14 protein-coding genes and 2 tRNA genes are annotated in these 13,592 nt (G+C 67.4%); 6 read left to right on the top strand and 10 right to left on the bottom strand.

Annotation, left to right across the window (positions count from 1 at the left end; all coding sequences use genetic code 11):
• Positions 1-10: 10 nt before the first annotated feature.
• Both KY493_RS04610 and KY493_RS04605 read right to left on the bottom strand, forming a co-directional pair.
• Positions 11-1,213 carry an exo-beta-N-acetylmuramidase NamZ domain-containing protein gene (locus KY493_RS04610; RefSeq protein ID WP_219897805.1) on the bottom strand — a complete coding sequence of 401 codons (1,203 nt, stop codon included), beginning with the start codon at positions 1,211-1,213 and terminating at the stop codon, positions 11-13.
• Complete coding sequence (locus tag KY493_RS04605) at positions 1,210-1,710, bottom strand: DOMON-like domain-containing protein (protein WP_255568032.1); 501 nt, start codon at positions 1,708-1,710, stop codon at positions 1,210-1,212. The genes KY493_RS04610 and KY493_RS04605 overlap by 4 nt, the downstream gene beginning before the upstream one ends.
• Before the next feature lie 89 nt (positions 1,711-1,799).
• Between KY493_RS04605 and tyrS the strand changes: the two genes are divergently transcribed.
• The 4 genes from tyrS (at position 1,800) to KY493_RS04585 (ending at position 4,559) form a co-directional block, all read left to right on the top strand.
• On the top strand, positions 1,800-3,053 hold the full coding sequence (gene tyrS / locus KY493_RS04600) for a tyrosine--tRNA ligase (RefSeq protein WP_219897804.1): 1,254 nt from the start codon (positions 1,800-1,802) through the stop codon (positions 3,051-3,053).
• 50 nt (positions 3,054-3,103) lie between these two features.
• Positions 3,104-3,454, top strand: coding sequence for a GIY-YIG nuclease family protein (locus KY493_RS04595; protein WP_219897803.1), 351 nt, complete (start codon positions 3,104-3,106; stop codon positions 3,452-3,454).
• The gene (locus tag KY493_RS04590) at positions 3,454-3,900 is read left to right on the top strand and encodes a peroxiredoxin (protein ID WP_219897802.1); all 447 of its coding nucleotides are present in this window, start codon (positions 3,454-3,456) and stop codon (positions 3,898-3,900) included. Before KY493_RS04595 ends, KY493_RS04590 begins: the two co-directional genes overlap by 1 nt.
• Positions 3,901-4,004: 104 nt before the next feature.
• Positions 4,005-4,559 (top strand): polymer-forming cytoskeletal protein, encoded by a 555-nt coding sequence (locus tag KY493_RS04585; protein ID WP_219897801.1) that lies wholly within the window; start codon positions 4,005-4,007, stop codon positions 4,557-4,559.
• A gap of 41 nt (positions 4,560-4,600) precedes the next feature.
• Here KY493_RS04585 and prfB read toward each other — a convergent pair.
• Together prfB and KY493_RS04575 are read right to left on the bottom strand one after the other, a co-directional pair.
• Positions 4,601-5,723, bottom strand: a protein-coding gene (gene prfB, locus KY493_RS04580) for a peptide chain release factor 2 (protein WP_219897800.1) whose coding sequence is annotated in 2 segments (ribosomal slippage) — positions 4,601-5,653 and positions 5,655-5,723 — 1,122 coding nt in all. Because the reading frame shifts where the segments join, the coding sequence is not laid out codon by codon here.
• A 77-nt stretch (positions 5,724-5,800) separates the two neighbouring features.
• Positions 5,801-8,212, bottom strand: coding sequence for a penicillin-binding protein 1A (locus KY493_RS04575; RefSeq protein WP_370627354.1), 2,412 nt, complete (start codon positions 8,210-8,212; stop codon positions 5,801-5,803).
• Positions 8,213-8,358: 146 nt separating this feature from the next.
• Between KY493_RS04575 and KY493_RS04570 the strand changes: the two genes are divergently transcribed.
• Both KY493_RS04570 and cobS read left to right on the top strand, forming a co-directional pair.
• Positions 8,359-8,787, top strand: coding sequence for an organic hydroperoxide resistance protein (locus KY493_RS04570; RefSeq protein WP_219897799.1), 429 nt, complete (start codon positions 8,359-8,361; stop codon positions 8,785-8,787).
• Positions 8,788-8,846: 59 nt separating this feature from the next.
• The gene (gene cobS, locus KY493_RS04565; protein WP_219897798.1) at positions 8,847-9,848 is read left to right on the top strand and encodes a cobaltochelatase subunit CobS; all 1,002 of its coding nucleotides are present in this window, start codon (positions 8,847-8,849) and stop codon (positions 9,846-9,848) included.
• Positions 9,849-10,644: 796 nt separating this feature from the next.
• Here cobS and KY493_RS04560 read toward each other — a convergent pair.
• The 6 genes from KY493_RS04560 to KY493_RS04535 all read right to left on the bottom strand — a co-directional run bounded on the left by KY493_RS04560 (position 10,645) and on the right by KY493_RS04535 (position 13,591).
• Positions 10,645-10,721 (bottom strand) — tRNA-His (locus tag KY493_RS04560).
• Between the two features lie 162 nt (positions 10,722-10,883).
• A complete protein-coding gene (locus KY493_RS04555; protein WP_219897797.1) occupies positions 10,884-11,609 on the bottom strand; it encodes an energy transducer TonB in 726 nt (241 codons plus the stop codon).
• A 9-nt stretch (positions 11,610-11,618) separates the two neighbouring features.
• Complete coding sequence (locus tag KY493_RS04550) at positions 11,619-12,050, bottom strand: biopolymer transporter ExbD (protein ID WP_219897796.1); 432 nt, start codon at positions 12,048-12,050, stop codon at positions 11,619-11,621.
• Positions 12,051-12,055: 5 nt separating this feature from the next.
• Complete coding sequence (locus KY493_RS04545) at positions 12,056-12,949, bottom strand: MotA/TolQ/ExbB proton channel family protein (RefSeq protein WP_219897795.1); 894 nt, start codon at positions 12,947-12,949, stop codon at positions 12,056-12,058.
• A 339-nt stretch (positions 12,950-13,288) separates the two neighbouring features.
• Positions 13,289-13,364: transfer RNA gene (locus KY493_RS04540), tRNA-Phe, on the bottom strand.
• Between the two features lie 62 nt (positions 13,365-13,426).
• The gene (locus KY493_RS04535; protein ID WP_219897794.1) at positions 13,427-13,591 is read right to left on the bottom strand and encodes a DNA gyrase inhibitor YacG; all 165 of its coding nucleotides are present in this window, start codon (positions 13,589-13,591) and stop codon (positions 13,427-13,429) included.
• Position 13,592 lies beyond the last annotated feature (1 nt).

The following is a 13,592-nucleotide window of genomic DNA, read 5'->3' as shown; positions in this document are numbered from 1 at the left end:
CCGGCCGTCCTTAGTAGATCAGGAACGGCCGGCGCGCCTCTTCCCAGGCCTGTTCGTCGGGCTGGGTCACCGCATCCAGATCGGCCGGCGTGGCCGCCGGATCGTCCACCCACTCCCGCAGCAGCGGCGAGCCGTTGATGACGTCGATGGCCAGCTTGCCGAAGGCGTACTCGTACGGGAAATCGCGCCACAGGTCGTAGTCCGGATACAGCCGCCGGATCGCCTTGAACGCCAGCGCCTGCACCCGCCAAGGCCGGAAGGCCGCGTGATCGTAGTGCGGCCCCTCCACGTGGATTTGCACCCCCGAGCACAGCCGCCCCACATGCTTGTGGAAGGTCGGCTCGAACCAGCAGTCGCGCAGCACGCAGCCGGTCAGCCACTCGGGCGCCAGCGCCTGCATCTCTGCGATCACCGCCCGCGCGTCGATGTCCGGCGCGCCGAACAGCTCCAGCGGCCGGGTCGTGCCGCGCCCCTCGGACAGTGTTGTTCCCTCCAGCATCACCGTGCCGGCATAGGCCCGCGCCATCGACAGGTTGGGCGCATTGGGGCTGGGGTTGATCCAGGCCCGGTCCAGCAGCGGCCAGCCGAACCCCGGCCCCTCCCCTGGCCGCCATCCCTCCATGGGGATCACGCGATAATCGACGTCCAGCTTGAGACGGTCGATGAACCACAGGCCTAGTTCGCCCATGGTCAGGCCGTGCCGCATCGGCATCGGCCCGGCGCCGACGAAGCTCTCCCAGCCGGGGCGCAGCGTCAGGCCCTCGACCGGTCGCCCGGCGGGATTGGGTCGATCCAGCACCCACACCGTCTTGCCGTGCTCGGCCGCCGCCTCCAGCACATACAGAAGCGTGGTCACGAAGGTGTAGATGCGGCACCCCAAGTCCTGGAGATCCACCAGCAGCACGTCGAACGTGCCCATCCACTGCCCGCGCGGACGCCGCACCTCGCCATAGAGGCTGAACACCGGAATGCCGTGCACCGGGTCGGTGTAGTCCGGGCTCTCCATCATATTGTCCTGCAGGTCGCCCTTCATCCCGTGCTGGGGACCAAAGGCCGCCGCCAGCGTGATCTCGGGACAGGCGGCCAACGCATCCACCGCATGCGTCAGGTCCTTGGTCACCGACGCCGGATGCGCCAGCAAGGCGACGCGCCGCCCCTTCAGCTCGGCCCGGAGCGTGGAATCGGACAGCAGGCGGTCGAGGCCGAAGTTCATGGAAGGTCCAGCACAAAGGATTCCGGATGGTGGAAGTCCGGCTTATCCGAGGGATGCCTCAGCGCCCAATAGGAAATCCGACCATCCTCCCGTTCGACCACGGCCGACAGCGCCAGAGCCGCCGCGTCCGGCGGCAGGTCGACGAGCCCTTCGAGCGCCACATAGGCTTCCGCGCCATCGAGGCCGGAGACCTCGACCCTTTCCGGCGCCTGGACCATGCCCCTGCGGTAACCGTCAAACCTATAGGACGCCCACGCACCGGACGGCGACAGGTTGAACTCGACATAGCCGCCGCCTGTACGCACAAACGCTTCGAAGCAGGTGTGGCGCCACAGATCGTCCGCTCGTCCCCGCGCCGAAAGCGGCGGCCACGCCACCGCATCCACATCGCCTTCAAGGACGAACCTCAGCCACAGCCCCTGTGCGCGCCGCTCAACTTCGACGGACAACGACAGGCCGCCGGCCATCCCGCCGAAGGGCTTCAGTTCGTGCGCCACCTTTCCGCCTCCACCGCCAAGCCTCCCCCTCGAGGCGACAGCCGTGCTACACGCCCCTTCCCCCTCACGCCAAGCGCCGCAAGCCGACCATGACCGAACACGCCTTTACGTCCGACTTCCTCCAGACCATGCAGGCGCGCGGCTATATCCACCAGATCACCCACCCGGCGGAGCTGGATGCGGCGGCCTCGGCGGGCGTGGTGACCGGCTACATCGGCTTTGACGCCACCGCGCCGTCGCTGCACGTCGGCCACCTGATCCAGATCATGCTGCTGCGTCGGCTTCAGCAGGCGGGGCACAAGCCCATCGTCCTGATGGGCGGCGGCACGACCAAGGTCGGCGATCCCTCATTCAAGGACACCCAGCGCCCCCTGCTGACCGAAGAGCGGATCGCCGAGAACATCGCCGGCATCCGAGGCGTGTTCGAGAAGTTCCTCCACTTCGGCGACGGCCCGACAGACGCGATCATGCTCGACAACGACGAATGGCTGTCGAAACTCGGCTACCTGGAGTTCCTGCGCGACTACGGCACGCACTTCACCGTCAACCGCATGCTGAGCTTCGACTCGGTCAAGCTGCGGCTCGAACGCGAGCAGCCGCTGACGTTTCTCGAGTTCAACTACATGCTGATGCAGGCCACCGACTTCCTGGAGCTGAACCGCCGCTACGGCTGCCAGCTTCAGATGGGCGGCTCGGATCAGTGGGGCAACATCGTCAACGGCGTCGAACTGACCCGGCGGGTCGATCAGAAGGCCGCCTTCGGCCTGACCACCCCGCTGCTGTCCACCGCCTCGGGCCAGAAGATGGGCAAGACGGTGGGCGGCGCGGTCTGGCTGAACGCCGACGCCCTGTCGCCTTACGACTACTGGCAGTACTGGCGTAACACCGAGGACGGCGACGTGGGCCGGTTCATGCGCCTGTTCACCGACCTGTCGGACGCCGAGATCGCCGGCTACGAGGCGCTTGAAGGCGCCGCCATCAACGACGCCAAGAAGGCGCTGGCCGACGCCGCCACCACCATGCTGCACGGCGCAGAGGCCGCCGCTCAGGCCCGCGCCGCCGCCGAAGCCGCGTTTGAGCAGGGCAGATTGTCGGCCGATTTGCCGACCGTCGAACTGCCCGCGTCCGAGGTCTTCGGCGCCATGATCGCCGCCGTCGTCACCAAGGCCGGCCTGACCGCCTCCAACGGCGAAGCCCGCCGCCTGGCCCAGGGTGGCGGCCTCCGCTTGAACGACGTTCCGGTGACCGACGGCGCGCAGCTGCTGGGCGAAGGCGACGTGAGCGACGGCGTGATCAAGCTGGCGGCCGGCAAGAAGAAGATCGTGCTGGTCAAGCCAGTTTAGAGTCCCGCTCATCCCCGCGAAGGCGGGGACCCAGAACAGGCGCACGAACGATGGCCTTCTTCACCTACATCCTGGCCAGCCAGCGGAACGGCACGCTCTATACTGGATCAACCGACGACTTGATCCGTCGGGTGGCCCAGCACCGCGCCAAGACCTTTGGCGGATTCACAGCCAGACACGGCGTGATGCTGCTGGTCTGGTACGAGGCTCATGAAACTCGCGAATCCGCCTTCCTGCGCGAACGGCACATCAAGAAGTGGGACCGTCCCTGGAAGCTGCGACTGATCGAGGCGCAGAACCCGACCTGGCGCGATCTGTACGACGAGTTCCGACTCGGCGGCCTCAGCGATGCGGCGTCCTGGATCCCCGCCTGCGCGGGGATGAGCGGAGAAGAAGCGTGATGAAAGCCCCCGCTCTCGACCTGCCCACAGACGGCGGCGGCCGCGTCGATCTCGCCGCCTTGCTCGGCCGTGCGGTCGTGATCTATTTCTACCCCAAGGACGACACCGCCGGCTGTACGCGCGAGGCGCAGGACTTCACCGCCTTGGCCGGCGAATTCGCCGCATTGGGCGTTGCCGTCATCGGCGTGTCCAGGGACACCGTGGCCAAGCACGGCCGCTTCAAGGCCAAGCACGCATTGGACGTGATCCTGGCTTCCGACGAGGACGGCGCCGCCTGCGAGGCCTGGGGCGTCTGGGTGGAAAAGACCCTCTATGGCCGCAAATACATGGGGATCGAGCGGGCGACCTTCCTTGTGGACGCGGAGGGTCGCATCCGACGCGCCTGGCGCAAGGTCTCGGTCAAGGGCCATGCGCAGGAGGTGCTGGAGGCCGCCCGCGCCCTTTGATCCACTGTCGCGAACGCCTGACCGCGTTCGCCGCTTGCGCGAATCGTCGCCTCAGGGGTGAAGTCGGTAAGGTTACGGCGCAATCCATGTGAAGCTGCCGTGGCGTGAACAGTCGCCGTGCGGAGGTCGCCACCATGTTCAACAAGCCCAAGCCGAAGACACCGGTCGCCGCGTCGGAACCCGCCGCCTCTCCGCCCCCGGCCGGCCGCAGCCCGTCGCGGATCGGCGTCGACCTGCAGGTGCGCGGCTCGGTCGTCGGGGACGGCTGGCTGCAGCTGGAAGGCCAGATCAAGGGCGACGTCCATGTCGGCCGCCTGTTCGTTGAAGAGACGGGCGCGATCGAGGGCGCGGTGTCCGCCGAGTTGGTCCAGGTCGGCGGTCGCATCCAGGGGCCGATCACCGCGCGCGAGGTGCGGGTTGCGGCGACCGGTTACGTCCAGGGCGACATCACCACCGAAAAGCTGTCGATCGACAGCGGCGCCTACTTCCAGGGACGCTGCACCCAGATCCAGCCGCAGGTGAAGCCGATCATGCCGGAAGCGCGCCCCGAGCCGGTCCAGGCCGCTGCGCTGGAAACCGAGGCGGATATGACCCCGGCCGCGCCGGTCGTCGGCGCCTTTTCGGCCGCGCCCGGCCTCGTCTCCGAAAGCCGCCACTAAGAGCGAAAAAGGGCCGGCGCCGCCGCCGGCCCCCTTTGGCTTCACTCGACGGTCGAGCCGCGCGTCTCGCCGACACGCGCCGCCAGCGCTGCGCCCATGAAGGCGTCCAGATCGCCGTCCAGCACGCCTTGCGTGTCCGAGGTCTCGACCTCAGTCCGCAGGTCCTTCACCATCTGATATGGCTGCAGCACATAGGAACGGATCTGGTGGCCCCAGCCGATGTCGGTCTTGGCGTCGGCCAACGCCTGCGCCGCCGCCTCGCGCTTCTGCAGCTCCAGTTCGTACAGACGCGCCCGCAGCATCTTCCACGCCTGTTCGCGGTTCTGGTGCTGCGAGCGGCCGGCTTGGCAGGCCACCACCGTGTTGGTCGGTACGTGCGTCAGGCGCACGGCCGAATCGGTCTTGTTGATGTGCTGGCCGCCCGCGCCGGACGCGCGATAGGTGTCGGTGCGCACGTCCGAAGGGTTGATGTCGATCTCGATGGCGTCGTCCACCACCGGCGACACGCCGATGGAGGCGAACGAGGTGTGCCGCTTGGCCGCCGCGTCATAGGGGCTGATGCGCACCAGCCGGTGCACGCCCGACTCGGACTTCAGCCAGCCATAGGCGTTCGGCCCCGAGATCTGGATCGTGGCCGACTTGATGCCGGCCTGTTCGCCCGATTCTTCCGCCTCGACGGTGACCTCATAGCCGTGAGCGCGGGCCCAGCGGCTGTACATGCGCAACAGCATGCCGGCCCAGTCGTTGGACTCGGTGCCTCCGGCGCCGGAGTTCACTTCCAGATAGGCGTCGTTGCCGTCCGCCTCGCCGGACAGGAGCGCCTCCAGCTCGGCGCGCGCCGCGCGTTCCTTGATGGCCCTCAGCTGGGCGCGCGCGTCTTCCAGAGCCGCCTCGTCGCCCTCTTCGTCGGCCATGTCGGCCAGCATGACGCCGTCCTCGACGCCCTGCTCCATCTCCCGGACGGTGTTGATCTGGGCTTCAAGGCGAGAGCGGTCGCGGCTGACCGCCTGCGCCTCGTCCGGCCTGTCCCACAGGGTCGGGTCCTCGACCCGGGCGTTCAGCTCATCGAGCTTTCGAAGCGCGACATCCCAGTCAAAGACGCCTCCTGAGCAGAGCGACGCTCTGCTCGATGTCGGCCTTCATGGCCTCGACATCCGGTCTCATCGCAATCTCCATGCGACAGCAAAAAAGGAAAGGCGCGCCGGTCGGCCGGCGCGCCTTGGTCTGTTCTATCTAGAGCCTCAGTAGAGCCCGCTCAAGTCCTCGGCCGGCTCGCGTTTGGGTGGCGGAGGCGCGCTCGGCGGCGGCGCGGATGTCGCGGCTTCCGTCTCTCGCCGGATGACGTCGTTGTAGTTCTGAGGTCCCTGCGGTGGGACCGGCGCCCGCACAGGCGCGCGGACCGGCGGCGCGCGTCGCTCGGTGCCCGGCCGGAACGCCTCCTCGATGCCGTTCACGGGCCGGAAGATCGCGTTCCTGGGCCTGACGAACGGCCGCGCCGGCCGCTCCTTCAGCGCGGTCTGCATGAAATCGATGAACACCGGCACCGCCGCCGTCGTCCCCGTCTCGCCGTTGCCCAGCGGCCGGTTGTCGTCGAAGCCGATGAAGACGCCGACGACGATGTCGGTGGTGAAGCCCACGAACCAGGCCGAGCGGTATTCGTTGGTCGTGCCCGTCTTGCCGCCGACCCAGCGACCGAGGCCCCGCGCGCTCGCCGCCGTGCCCCGCTGCACCACGCCCTCCAGCATGGAACTCATCTGATAGGCGGTGATCGGGTCGATCACCTGGGCGCCGCGCGGATCGAGCTTGGGCGATTCCTGGCCGGAGAAACCGCGCCCGCAGTCGCCGCATCGCCGGTCGTCGGCGCGGAAGATGGTCTCGCCGTCGCGGTCCTGCACATAGTCGATGAGATAGGGCGTGATCCGCCGCCCGCCGTTCACGAACGCCGCGTAGGCCGCCGTCAGCTGATACGGCGTCACCTCGCCCGCGCCCAGCGACACCGACAGGTTCGGCGTGAGGCCCGGTATGCCCATCCGGGCGGACTGGTCGACGATCTTCTTCATGCCGACAGCCTGGGCGAGCCGCACCGTCATGACGTTGCGCGACAGCTCCAGCCCCCGCCGCAGCGTCTGCGGCCCATAGTATTCGCGGCTGTAGTTCTCGGGCGTCCACCGCTGCCCGTTCGGCCCGCCGGCGAAGCTGATCGGCGCATCCAGCACGATCGACGCCGGCGTATAGTCGCCCTCCAACGCGGTCGCATAGACGAACGGCTTGAACGCCGAACCTGGCTGTCGCTCCGCCTGGGTCGCCCGGTTGAAGCTGGACAGGGCGTAGGAATAGCCCCCCACCATCGCCAGCACGCGTCCCGACTGCGGCTCGATCGCCACCATGGCCCCGTTCACGCGCGGGATCTGCTTCAGCGCATACTGTCCGCCGCTGCGCTCGACATGGATCAGGTCGCCGCGCTTCAGCGGCCGGTTGGCGTTGGCCCAGGCGGCGTCGGCGGCCAGCAGGCTGCCCGAGCGGTCCTCGCGCGCGGTGCGGACGCGCACATTGTTTCCGCTGACGCTCTCCACCGCTGCCACTTCCCAGGCCCGGCGCTCGGGCGGGATCTTCTGCTCGGCCAGCGCCCGCGCCTGCCAGCCGTCCTCGAAGTCGGTCGCGCCCCACGCCCCGCGCCAGCCGTGCCGGCGGTCATAGTTCTCCAGCCCCTGCATCAGGGCCGACCGCGCCGCCGTCTGCAGCGTCGGGTCCAGCGTCGTGCGCATATAGAAGCCGCCCGCCCTCAGCTGATCGCCGAAGTCCGGATTGGCCGCCGCCTGCCGACGCGCCTCCTCGACAAAGAAGTCGGCGTCGCGATAGGCCGCGCGCTGCGGCGCGTCGCGCGTGTTCAGAGGCCGGGCGCGCGCCTGCTGCAGCTCTGCGGTCGTGATCCAGCCGCTCTGCTCCATCTCGCCCAGCACCCAATCCCGCCGACCCTTGGCCGCGCCGGGATGCCGCTTGGGATGATAGTTGTTCGGCCCCTTGGGCAGCGCCGCCAGAAACGCCGCCTCGTCCGGCGTCAGCTGCTGCAGCGACTTGCCGAAATAGTTGTAGGCGGCCGAAGCGATGCCGAACGATCGATATCCCAGGAAAATCTCGTTCAGATACAGTTCGAGCACCTGCTCCTTGGACAGCGTCGCCTCCAGGCGGCTGGCCAGGATGGCTTCCTTCAGCTTGCGGTTCAGGCTGCTTTCGTTGGTCAGCAGCACGTTCTTGGCCACCTGCTGGGTGATGGTCGAGCCGCCTTCCAGGCGCCGCCCCCGCGCCAGGTTGGCCACGTTCTTCAGCGATGCGCGGCCGATGCCGCCCACGTCGATGCCGCCGTGGTGAAAGAAGTTGCGATCCTCGGCCGCCAGAAAGGCGTGGCGCACCGTGTCCGGGATTTGGTCGTAGGAAACATAGATGCGGCGCTCGTCCGAGAACTCGCCGATCAGGGTGCCGTCTCCGGCATAGACCCGCGTGGCGGTCGGCGGCCGATAGTCGGCCAGCTCCGACGCGTCGGGCAGGTCATAGAACAGCCACGCGGCATAGACGGCCACCACCAGCCCAGCCAGCGCGACCGCGCCCAACAGGGCCATGCCCGCCCAGACGAACCAGCGTTCGGCAACCTTCACCGCCAACTCCGAAAGACGCGCCCCGATTGACTGCTTTAGACCGCGTCGCCCGCAATGCGCCAGTGCGCATCTGCACACGACCGCCCCTTGGTCTTTGACGATTCGCGCCTACCTGCGTTTGGCGAGCACCAGCAAAGGAACCGCACATGGACGTTCTCTACACCGCCCACGCCACCGCATCCGGCGGCGGCCGCGAAGACGGGCGCGCGACCACCGATGACGGCAAGATCGACGTCAAGCTCTCCACCCCGACCGAGATGGGCGGCAAGGGCGGCGACGGCACGAACCCTGAGCAGCTATTCGCCTCGGGCTACGCGGCCTGCTATCTCGGCGCGCTGCGCCTGGTCTCCGGCAAGGCGGGTTCGCCCGTCGGGCCGGACACCAAGGTCGCGGCCGGCGTCGGCTTCGGCAAGAACACGCGCGGCGAGGGCTTCAACCTCGACGTCACGCTCACCGTCACCGACCATGGACTGGAGCAGGCCTTGATCGACGACCTGATCGAAAAGGCGCACCAGGTGTGCCCCTACTCCAACGCGACCCGCAACAACGTCGATGTGAAGCTCAGCGCCGAATAAGCGCCTCTGAGCCCCGCGCGCGTGTTGAGCCGCGCGCGCGGGGTCTCTAGATGAGTCGCATGACCTCGACGCTCGACGCCCTCCCAGATCCGCTGCTGACGCTTGAACCCGCCCGGCGGGTCACCCTGCGCGAGGCCTTTGGCGTCGACAGCGACATGCAGGTCCCGGCCTTTGCCGAGCGCGACGCCCATGTGCCCGAGATCGACGACAGCTATCGTTTCGATCCGCAGACCACGATCGCCATCTGCTCGGGCTTCGCCTACGACCGCCGCGTCATGGTCCAGGGTTATCACGGCACGGGCAAATCGACCCACATCGAGCAGATCGCGGCCCGCCTGAACTGGCCCCTGGTTCGCATCAACCTCGACAGCCACGTCAGCCGCATCGACCTGGTCGGCAAGGATGCCATCGCCCTGCGCGAAGGCAAGCAGATCACCGAGTTCCGCGAGGGCATCCTGCCCTGGTCGCTGCAGCGTCCGATCGCCCTGGTGTTCGACGAATACGACGCGGGCCGCCCGGATGTTATGTTCGTGATCCAGCGGGTCCTGGAGACGCAAGGCCGCCTGACCCTGCTGGACCAGAACCGCGTAATCCGCCCGAACCGCTGGTTCCGCCTGTTCGCCACCACCAACACCATCGGCCTTGGCGACACCACGGGCCTGTATCACGGCGCCCAGCAGATCAATCAGGCCCAGCTTGATCGCTGGAGCGTGGTAACGACGCTGAACTATCTCGACCACGACGTGGAGGCCGAAATCGTCTCGGCCAAGGTGCCCGAGATGGCCGACGCCGAGGGCCGTCGAGCCATCGCCGCCATGGTCCGGGTTGCCGACATGACCCGCAACGCCTTCATGAACGGCGACATCTCCACCGTAATGAGCCCCCGCACGGTGATCACCTGGGCCCAGAACGTCCAGATTTTCGGCGAGATCGGCCAGGCCTTCCGCCTGACCTTCTTGAACAAGTGCGACGAACTGGAACGCCCCACCATCGCCGAGTTCTACCAGCGCGCCTTCGGCGAAGACCTCCCCGAAGCCGCCACCCGCGTGAAGATCGCCTGATCCACCTCTCCTCCCCACGCCGTGGAGAGGTGGACGCACGACGCTCTCCCTCCCCGTTCGGGGAGGGTGGCTGAGCCGCAGGCGAAGCCGGGTGGGGGCGGCCGTGCGACCCATCGACGACCTGTCCGGCTTCAGGCCGGCGCGACCCTGCCGGGCCGCCCCCACCCGGTCGCTGACGCGACCACCCTCCCCGAACGGGAGGGAGAACCGACGCCTCGCCGCCACTTCGTTCCCTTTCCCTTCCCCTCGTCACCCTCGGGCTTGTCCCGAGGGTCCAGACTCCCGGTCTCGGCCGGTTGGCACCGGGAGTCTGGATCCTCGCCACAAGGGCGAGGATGAAGGGAATAGAGGGCCAGCCAGCGCATCAGAGGCAGCAAAGGGCAGCCGAAACGACTCCCTAGCCAATCCTCACCCCAACTTACCCGCCTGAGCTTTGCGGTCGCCGGTGCTGAACACGGTTCAGCGCCGAGAGGGTCGAGGGGATACTCGGCCGGTCCAAGGACAGCCTCGCAGGGCCGCCTGCCCACGTCACACTCGGGCTTGACCCGGGGGCGCAGGCTTATGGGGTTAGGCGATAAGACCGCCACCATCCTCCGTCCCGAGCTTGCAGCCAACCACCCGCGCGGGGCGTCAGCTTTCGTTGAAACGGTACACAACCACCAACACTCCGGGCGAAGGCCCGGCGCCCCGCCCGCCCTCCAACCGGATGCCCAACAGCAGGCCGGGGCTCCGCGCGCCCGGATCAACAAGTCATCTCAATGAGGAGAGAACAACGGCCGTTCGCCGCCGTCGAAGATGGTACCGCCTCTCAGGCTTGAACTGAGGACCTCCGGCTCCACAAACCGGCGCTCTAACCAACTGAGCTAAGGCGGCCCGCTTTCGCGAGAGGCGTTGTCTAACGGCATGGGACGCCAGGATCAAGCACTCCGACAGCATTTCCGTCGAAGCCGCCGCGCCTGCGACAAGCATCGCGGACAAAGAAAAACGCCCCGCGGGGCGAACCCGCGGGGCGTTTCATCCTGATGACGCCAACCCCTACTGGAGTTGGAACCGCACGGTGAACCGCGCCTGTCCGCCTTGCGCCACACCATCGACGGTGCTGGGCGAGAAGCGGGCCGAACGCATCGACCGCAAGGCCTCCTGGCCGAAGCCGGCGCCCGAAGGCGTCTCGGAGACGACGCTGCAGTTCGTCGCCGAGCCGTTCGCGCCGACCGTGCAGAGCAGGGTCACCGATCCGGCCTCGATGCCGCGGTCCTGAGCCCGTTGCGGGAACTCGGGAGCCGGGCGACGTCCCCACGACACATTGGTCGTGACCGCTTGACGCGGCGGAGCCACGGGAGCCGGAGGGGCCGGAGGCGGCGGCGGTCCGGGGACCACGACCGGAGGACCGGTGTACTCCTGACGATCATCCTTCTTCGTCGGTTCGATATAGACCGGCGGAGGCGGATTGGGCGTCGTCACCGGGGCCGGCACGCGCACCTGCAGCTTGGGCGGCGGGGGCGTGTCGGTCGGCGGAGGCGGCGGAGGCGGCGGAGGCGGCGGAGGCGGCGGAAGCTCCACCAGCTCCACGTCCACCGAGTCGTCGACGTAGTTAAACTCCTTCAGCTTGAACTTGTTTTGATACAAGTAGATGCCAACCAGAGCGTGGACCACCACCGAGACGCCGATGCCAATGATGGCGCCGGTGGAGAGGCCCTTCTTCTTCTTGCGCGGGGGATCCAGGATCGGATCCCTGTGCGCGTGGGGTTCGGCTGCTGTCATGCGTTCCCCTTACGAGTTGTCTTCGCCGACCAGGGCGACCTGGTAGAAGCCGTTGTCCTGCAGGGCGTTCATGACCTGCATGAAGTCGCCGTAGCGGGTCTGACGGTCGGCGCGGATGAAGATACGCTCATCCGTGGGGCTGCCGCCGCCGATCTGCGTGCGCAGATCGTCGCCCAGCACGCCCACGTCCGTCCGCGAGTCGCCCACAAAGACGTCGCCGTCGTTCTGGATCGAGATGTAGATCGGCTTGGGCGGGTTCTGGGCGGGCGGCGCGACGGCCGTGGGAAGCGTCACCGGCACCGACACGGAGGCGAGCGGAGCCGCCACCATGAAGATGATGAGGAGAACGAGCATGATGTCGACGAAAGGCGTGACATTGATCTCGGCGTTCGCCTCGACGGTGTACTTGCCGCCGCCGGAACCGGAGAGTTTGGCGGCCATCCCTCTTACGCCCCCCGGTCCAGCTGACGCGAGATGGAGTTGATCAGTTCGGCGTTGAAGCCGTCCGAACGCGTGCCGTAGTTCGAGATGCGGGTGTTGAAGTAGTTATAGAAGATAACCGCCGGGATGGCCGCGAACAGGCCGATGCCGGTGGCCAACAGGGCTTCAGCGATACCCGGGGCGACGACGGCCAGGTTGGTCGTGTTCGATTCCGCGATGCCGATGAAGGAGTTCATGATGCCGTACACGGTGCCGAACAGACCGATGAACGGACCGGTCGATCCCACCGAGGCCAGGAACTGCTGGCCGCCCGACAGGCGCTTGGCCAGACCGGACTGGACGGCGGCCACGGCTTGTTGAGCGCGAAGCAGGGCCGAGTCGCGGTGATCGCCGGTGACCGACAGGCCAGCCTGACGCGACAGTTCGATTTCTTCGGTCGCCGCGGCGGCCATGTCGGCCAGCGGGTTGCCGTCGAACTCGTCCGAGGTGGCGACTGCGCGCATGTCCGAGATCGAACGGGCGCCGCGGAAGCTTTCCAGGAACTGGTCGGTCTTCTTGTTCAGCGCGCCGAACTCGAACAGCTTGATGAGCAGCAGGGTCCACGAGAAGATCGAGGCCAGCAGAAGGGCGATCATGACGACCTTCACGACCACGGTCGCTTCCATGAACATCGAGATCGGGGTGATGCCGCCGCCGTGTCCGCCGCCAACCGATTCACCCACCGAGGCGGGGTCGGCCGGAGCGGCTTCGGGGGTCGCGGCGGGAGCGGCGCCGGAGGGGGCCGGAGCGGCGGCCGGGGTCGGCTCGGCCGGAGCCTGAGCCAGAACCGGCGTGCTCGCCATCAGCACGGCGGCGCCGGCCATGGCGAGAAGGATGTTCGTCTTTTTGCTATCGAGCATAGTTCGCCAGTTCCTGCTTGGTCTGACTCGTGGAACCAAAGGTGCGACCGGTGTCGGCCGGCCGCCCCCCAACCTGAAATTTCCCATTTCGGCCGCGTCGTTTCCGACGCACCGAATGAACCTTTGGCTTCTTCGTCCGGTCGCCCGGTCGTTTCGGCCCTGTGGACCCCTTAACGAATAAGGCGTCCTAACCCCTTTGACGAAGCGACCATGGAGCGTCAAGGCCGAAGCGCCGCTTACCGCCGCTTTGACGCAGGGGCGGCAAACGATTGTGGAGCTGCAAAGGCGGCGATTTCATGATCTGGGACCGCAACACCGAACGACAGGCGTTCAAGGGAGTGGTGCCTGGAGGCGGATTCGAACCACCGACACGCGGATTTTCAATCCGCTGCTCTACCAACTGAGCTATCCAGGCAAGCTTCCGCTCGCGGGAGCGGGGTCTATAGGCGAGCCGAAACGAGGTGTCCAGCGTCTGCGTCAGTCCTTTTCGACATCTTCGCCATCCATCTCCAACGGCTCGGCCGGCACGGCGTAGTCGCCGCCGAACCAGCGGCCGAGATCGATGTCCGCGCACCGCTTGGAGCAGAAGGGCCGGTACTTCGGATCGGCCTCGGCCTTGCGGCAGATCGGGCAGGTCGTCATG

The organism is Brevundimonas sp. PAMC22021 (assembly GCF_019443405.1).
Lineage (GTDB): Bacteria > Pseudomonadota > Alphaproteobacteria > Caulobacterales > Caulobacteraceae > Brevundimonas.
This window is presented reverse-complemented; position numbering and strand designations above follow the sequence as displayed.

What these genes read in the sequence shown, in the direction of transcription:
- KY493_RS04610 (WP_219897805.1), bottom strand. Translation starts at nt 1,213, where the DNA reads ATGAACTTCGGCCTCGACCGCCTGCTGTCCGATTCCACGCTCCGGGCC.
- tyrS (WP_219897804.1), top strand. Translation starts at nt 1,800, where the DNA reads ATGACCGAACACGCCTTTACGTCCGACTTCCTCCAGACCATGCAGGCG.
- KY493_RS04595 (WP_219897803.1), top strand. Translation starts at nt 3,104, where the DNA reads ATGGCCTTCTTCACCTACATCCTGGCCAGCCAGCGGAACGGCACGCTC.
- KY493_RS04590 (WP_219897802.1), top strand. Translation starts at nt 3,454, where the DNA reads ATGAAAGCCCCCGCTCTCGACCTGCCCACAGACGGCGGCGGCCGCGTC.
- KY493_RS04570 (WP_219897799.1), top strand. Translation starts at nt 8,359, where the DNA reads ATGGACGTTCTCTACACCGCCCACGCCACCGCATCCGGCGGCGGCCGC.
- cobS (WP_219897798.1), top strand. Translation starts at nt 8,847, where the DNA reads ATGACCTCGACGCTCGACGCCCTCCCAGATCCGCTGCTGACGCTTGAA.
- KY493_RS04555 (WP_219897797.1), bottom strand. Translation starts at nt 11,609, where the DNA reads ATGACAGCAGCCGAACCCCACGCGCACAGGGATCCGATCCTGGATCCC.
- KY493_RS04550 (WP_219897796.1), bottom strand. Translation starts at nt 12,050, where the DNA reads ATGGCCGCCAAACTCTCCGGTTCCGGCGGCGGCAAGTACACCGTCGAG.
- KY493_RS04545 (WP_219897795.1), bottom strand. Translation starts at nt 12,949, where the DNA reads ATGCTCGATAGCAAAAAGACGAACATCCTTCTCGCCATGGCCGGCGCC.
- KY493_RS04535 (WP_219897794.1), bottom strand. Translation starts at nt 13,591, where the DNA reads ATGACGACCTGCCCGATCTGCCGCAAGGCCGAGGCCGATCCGAAGTAC.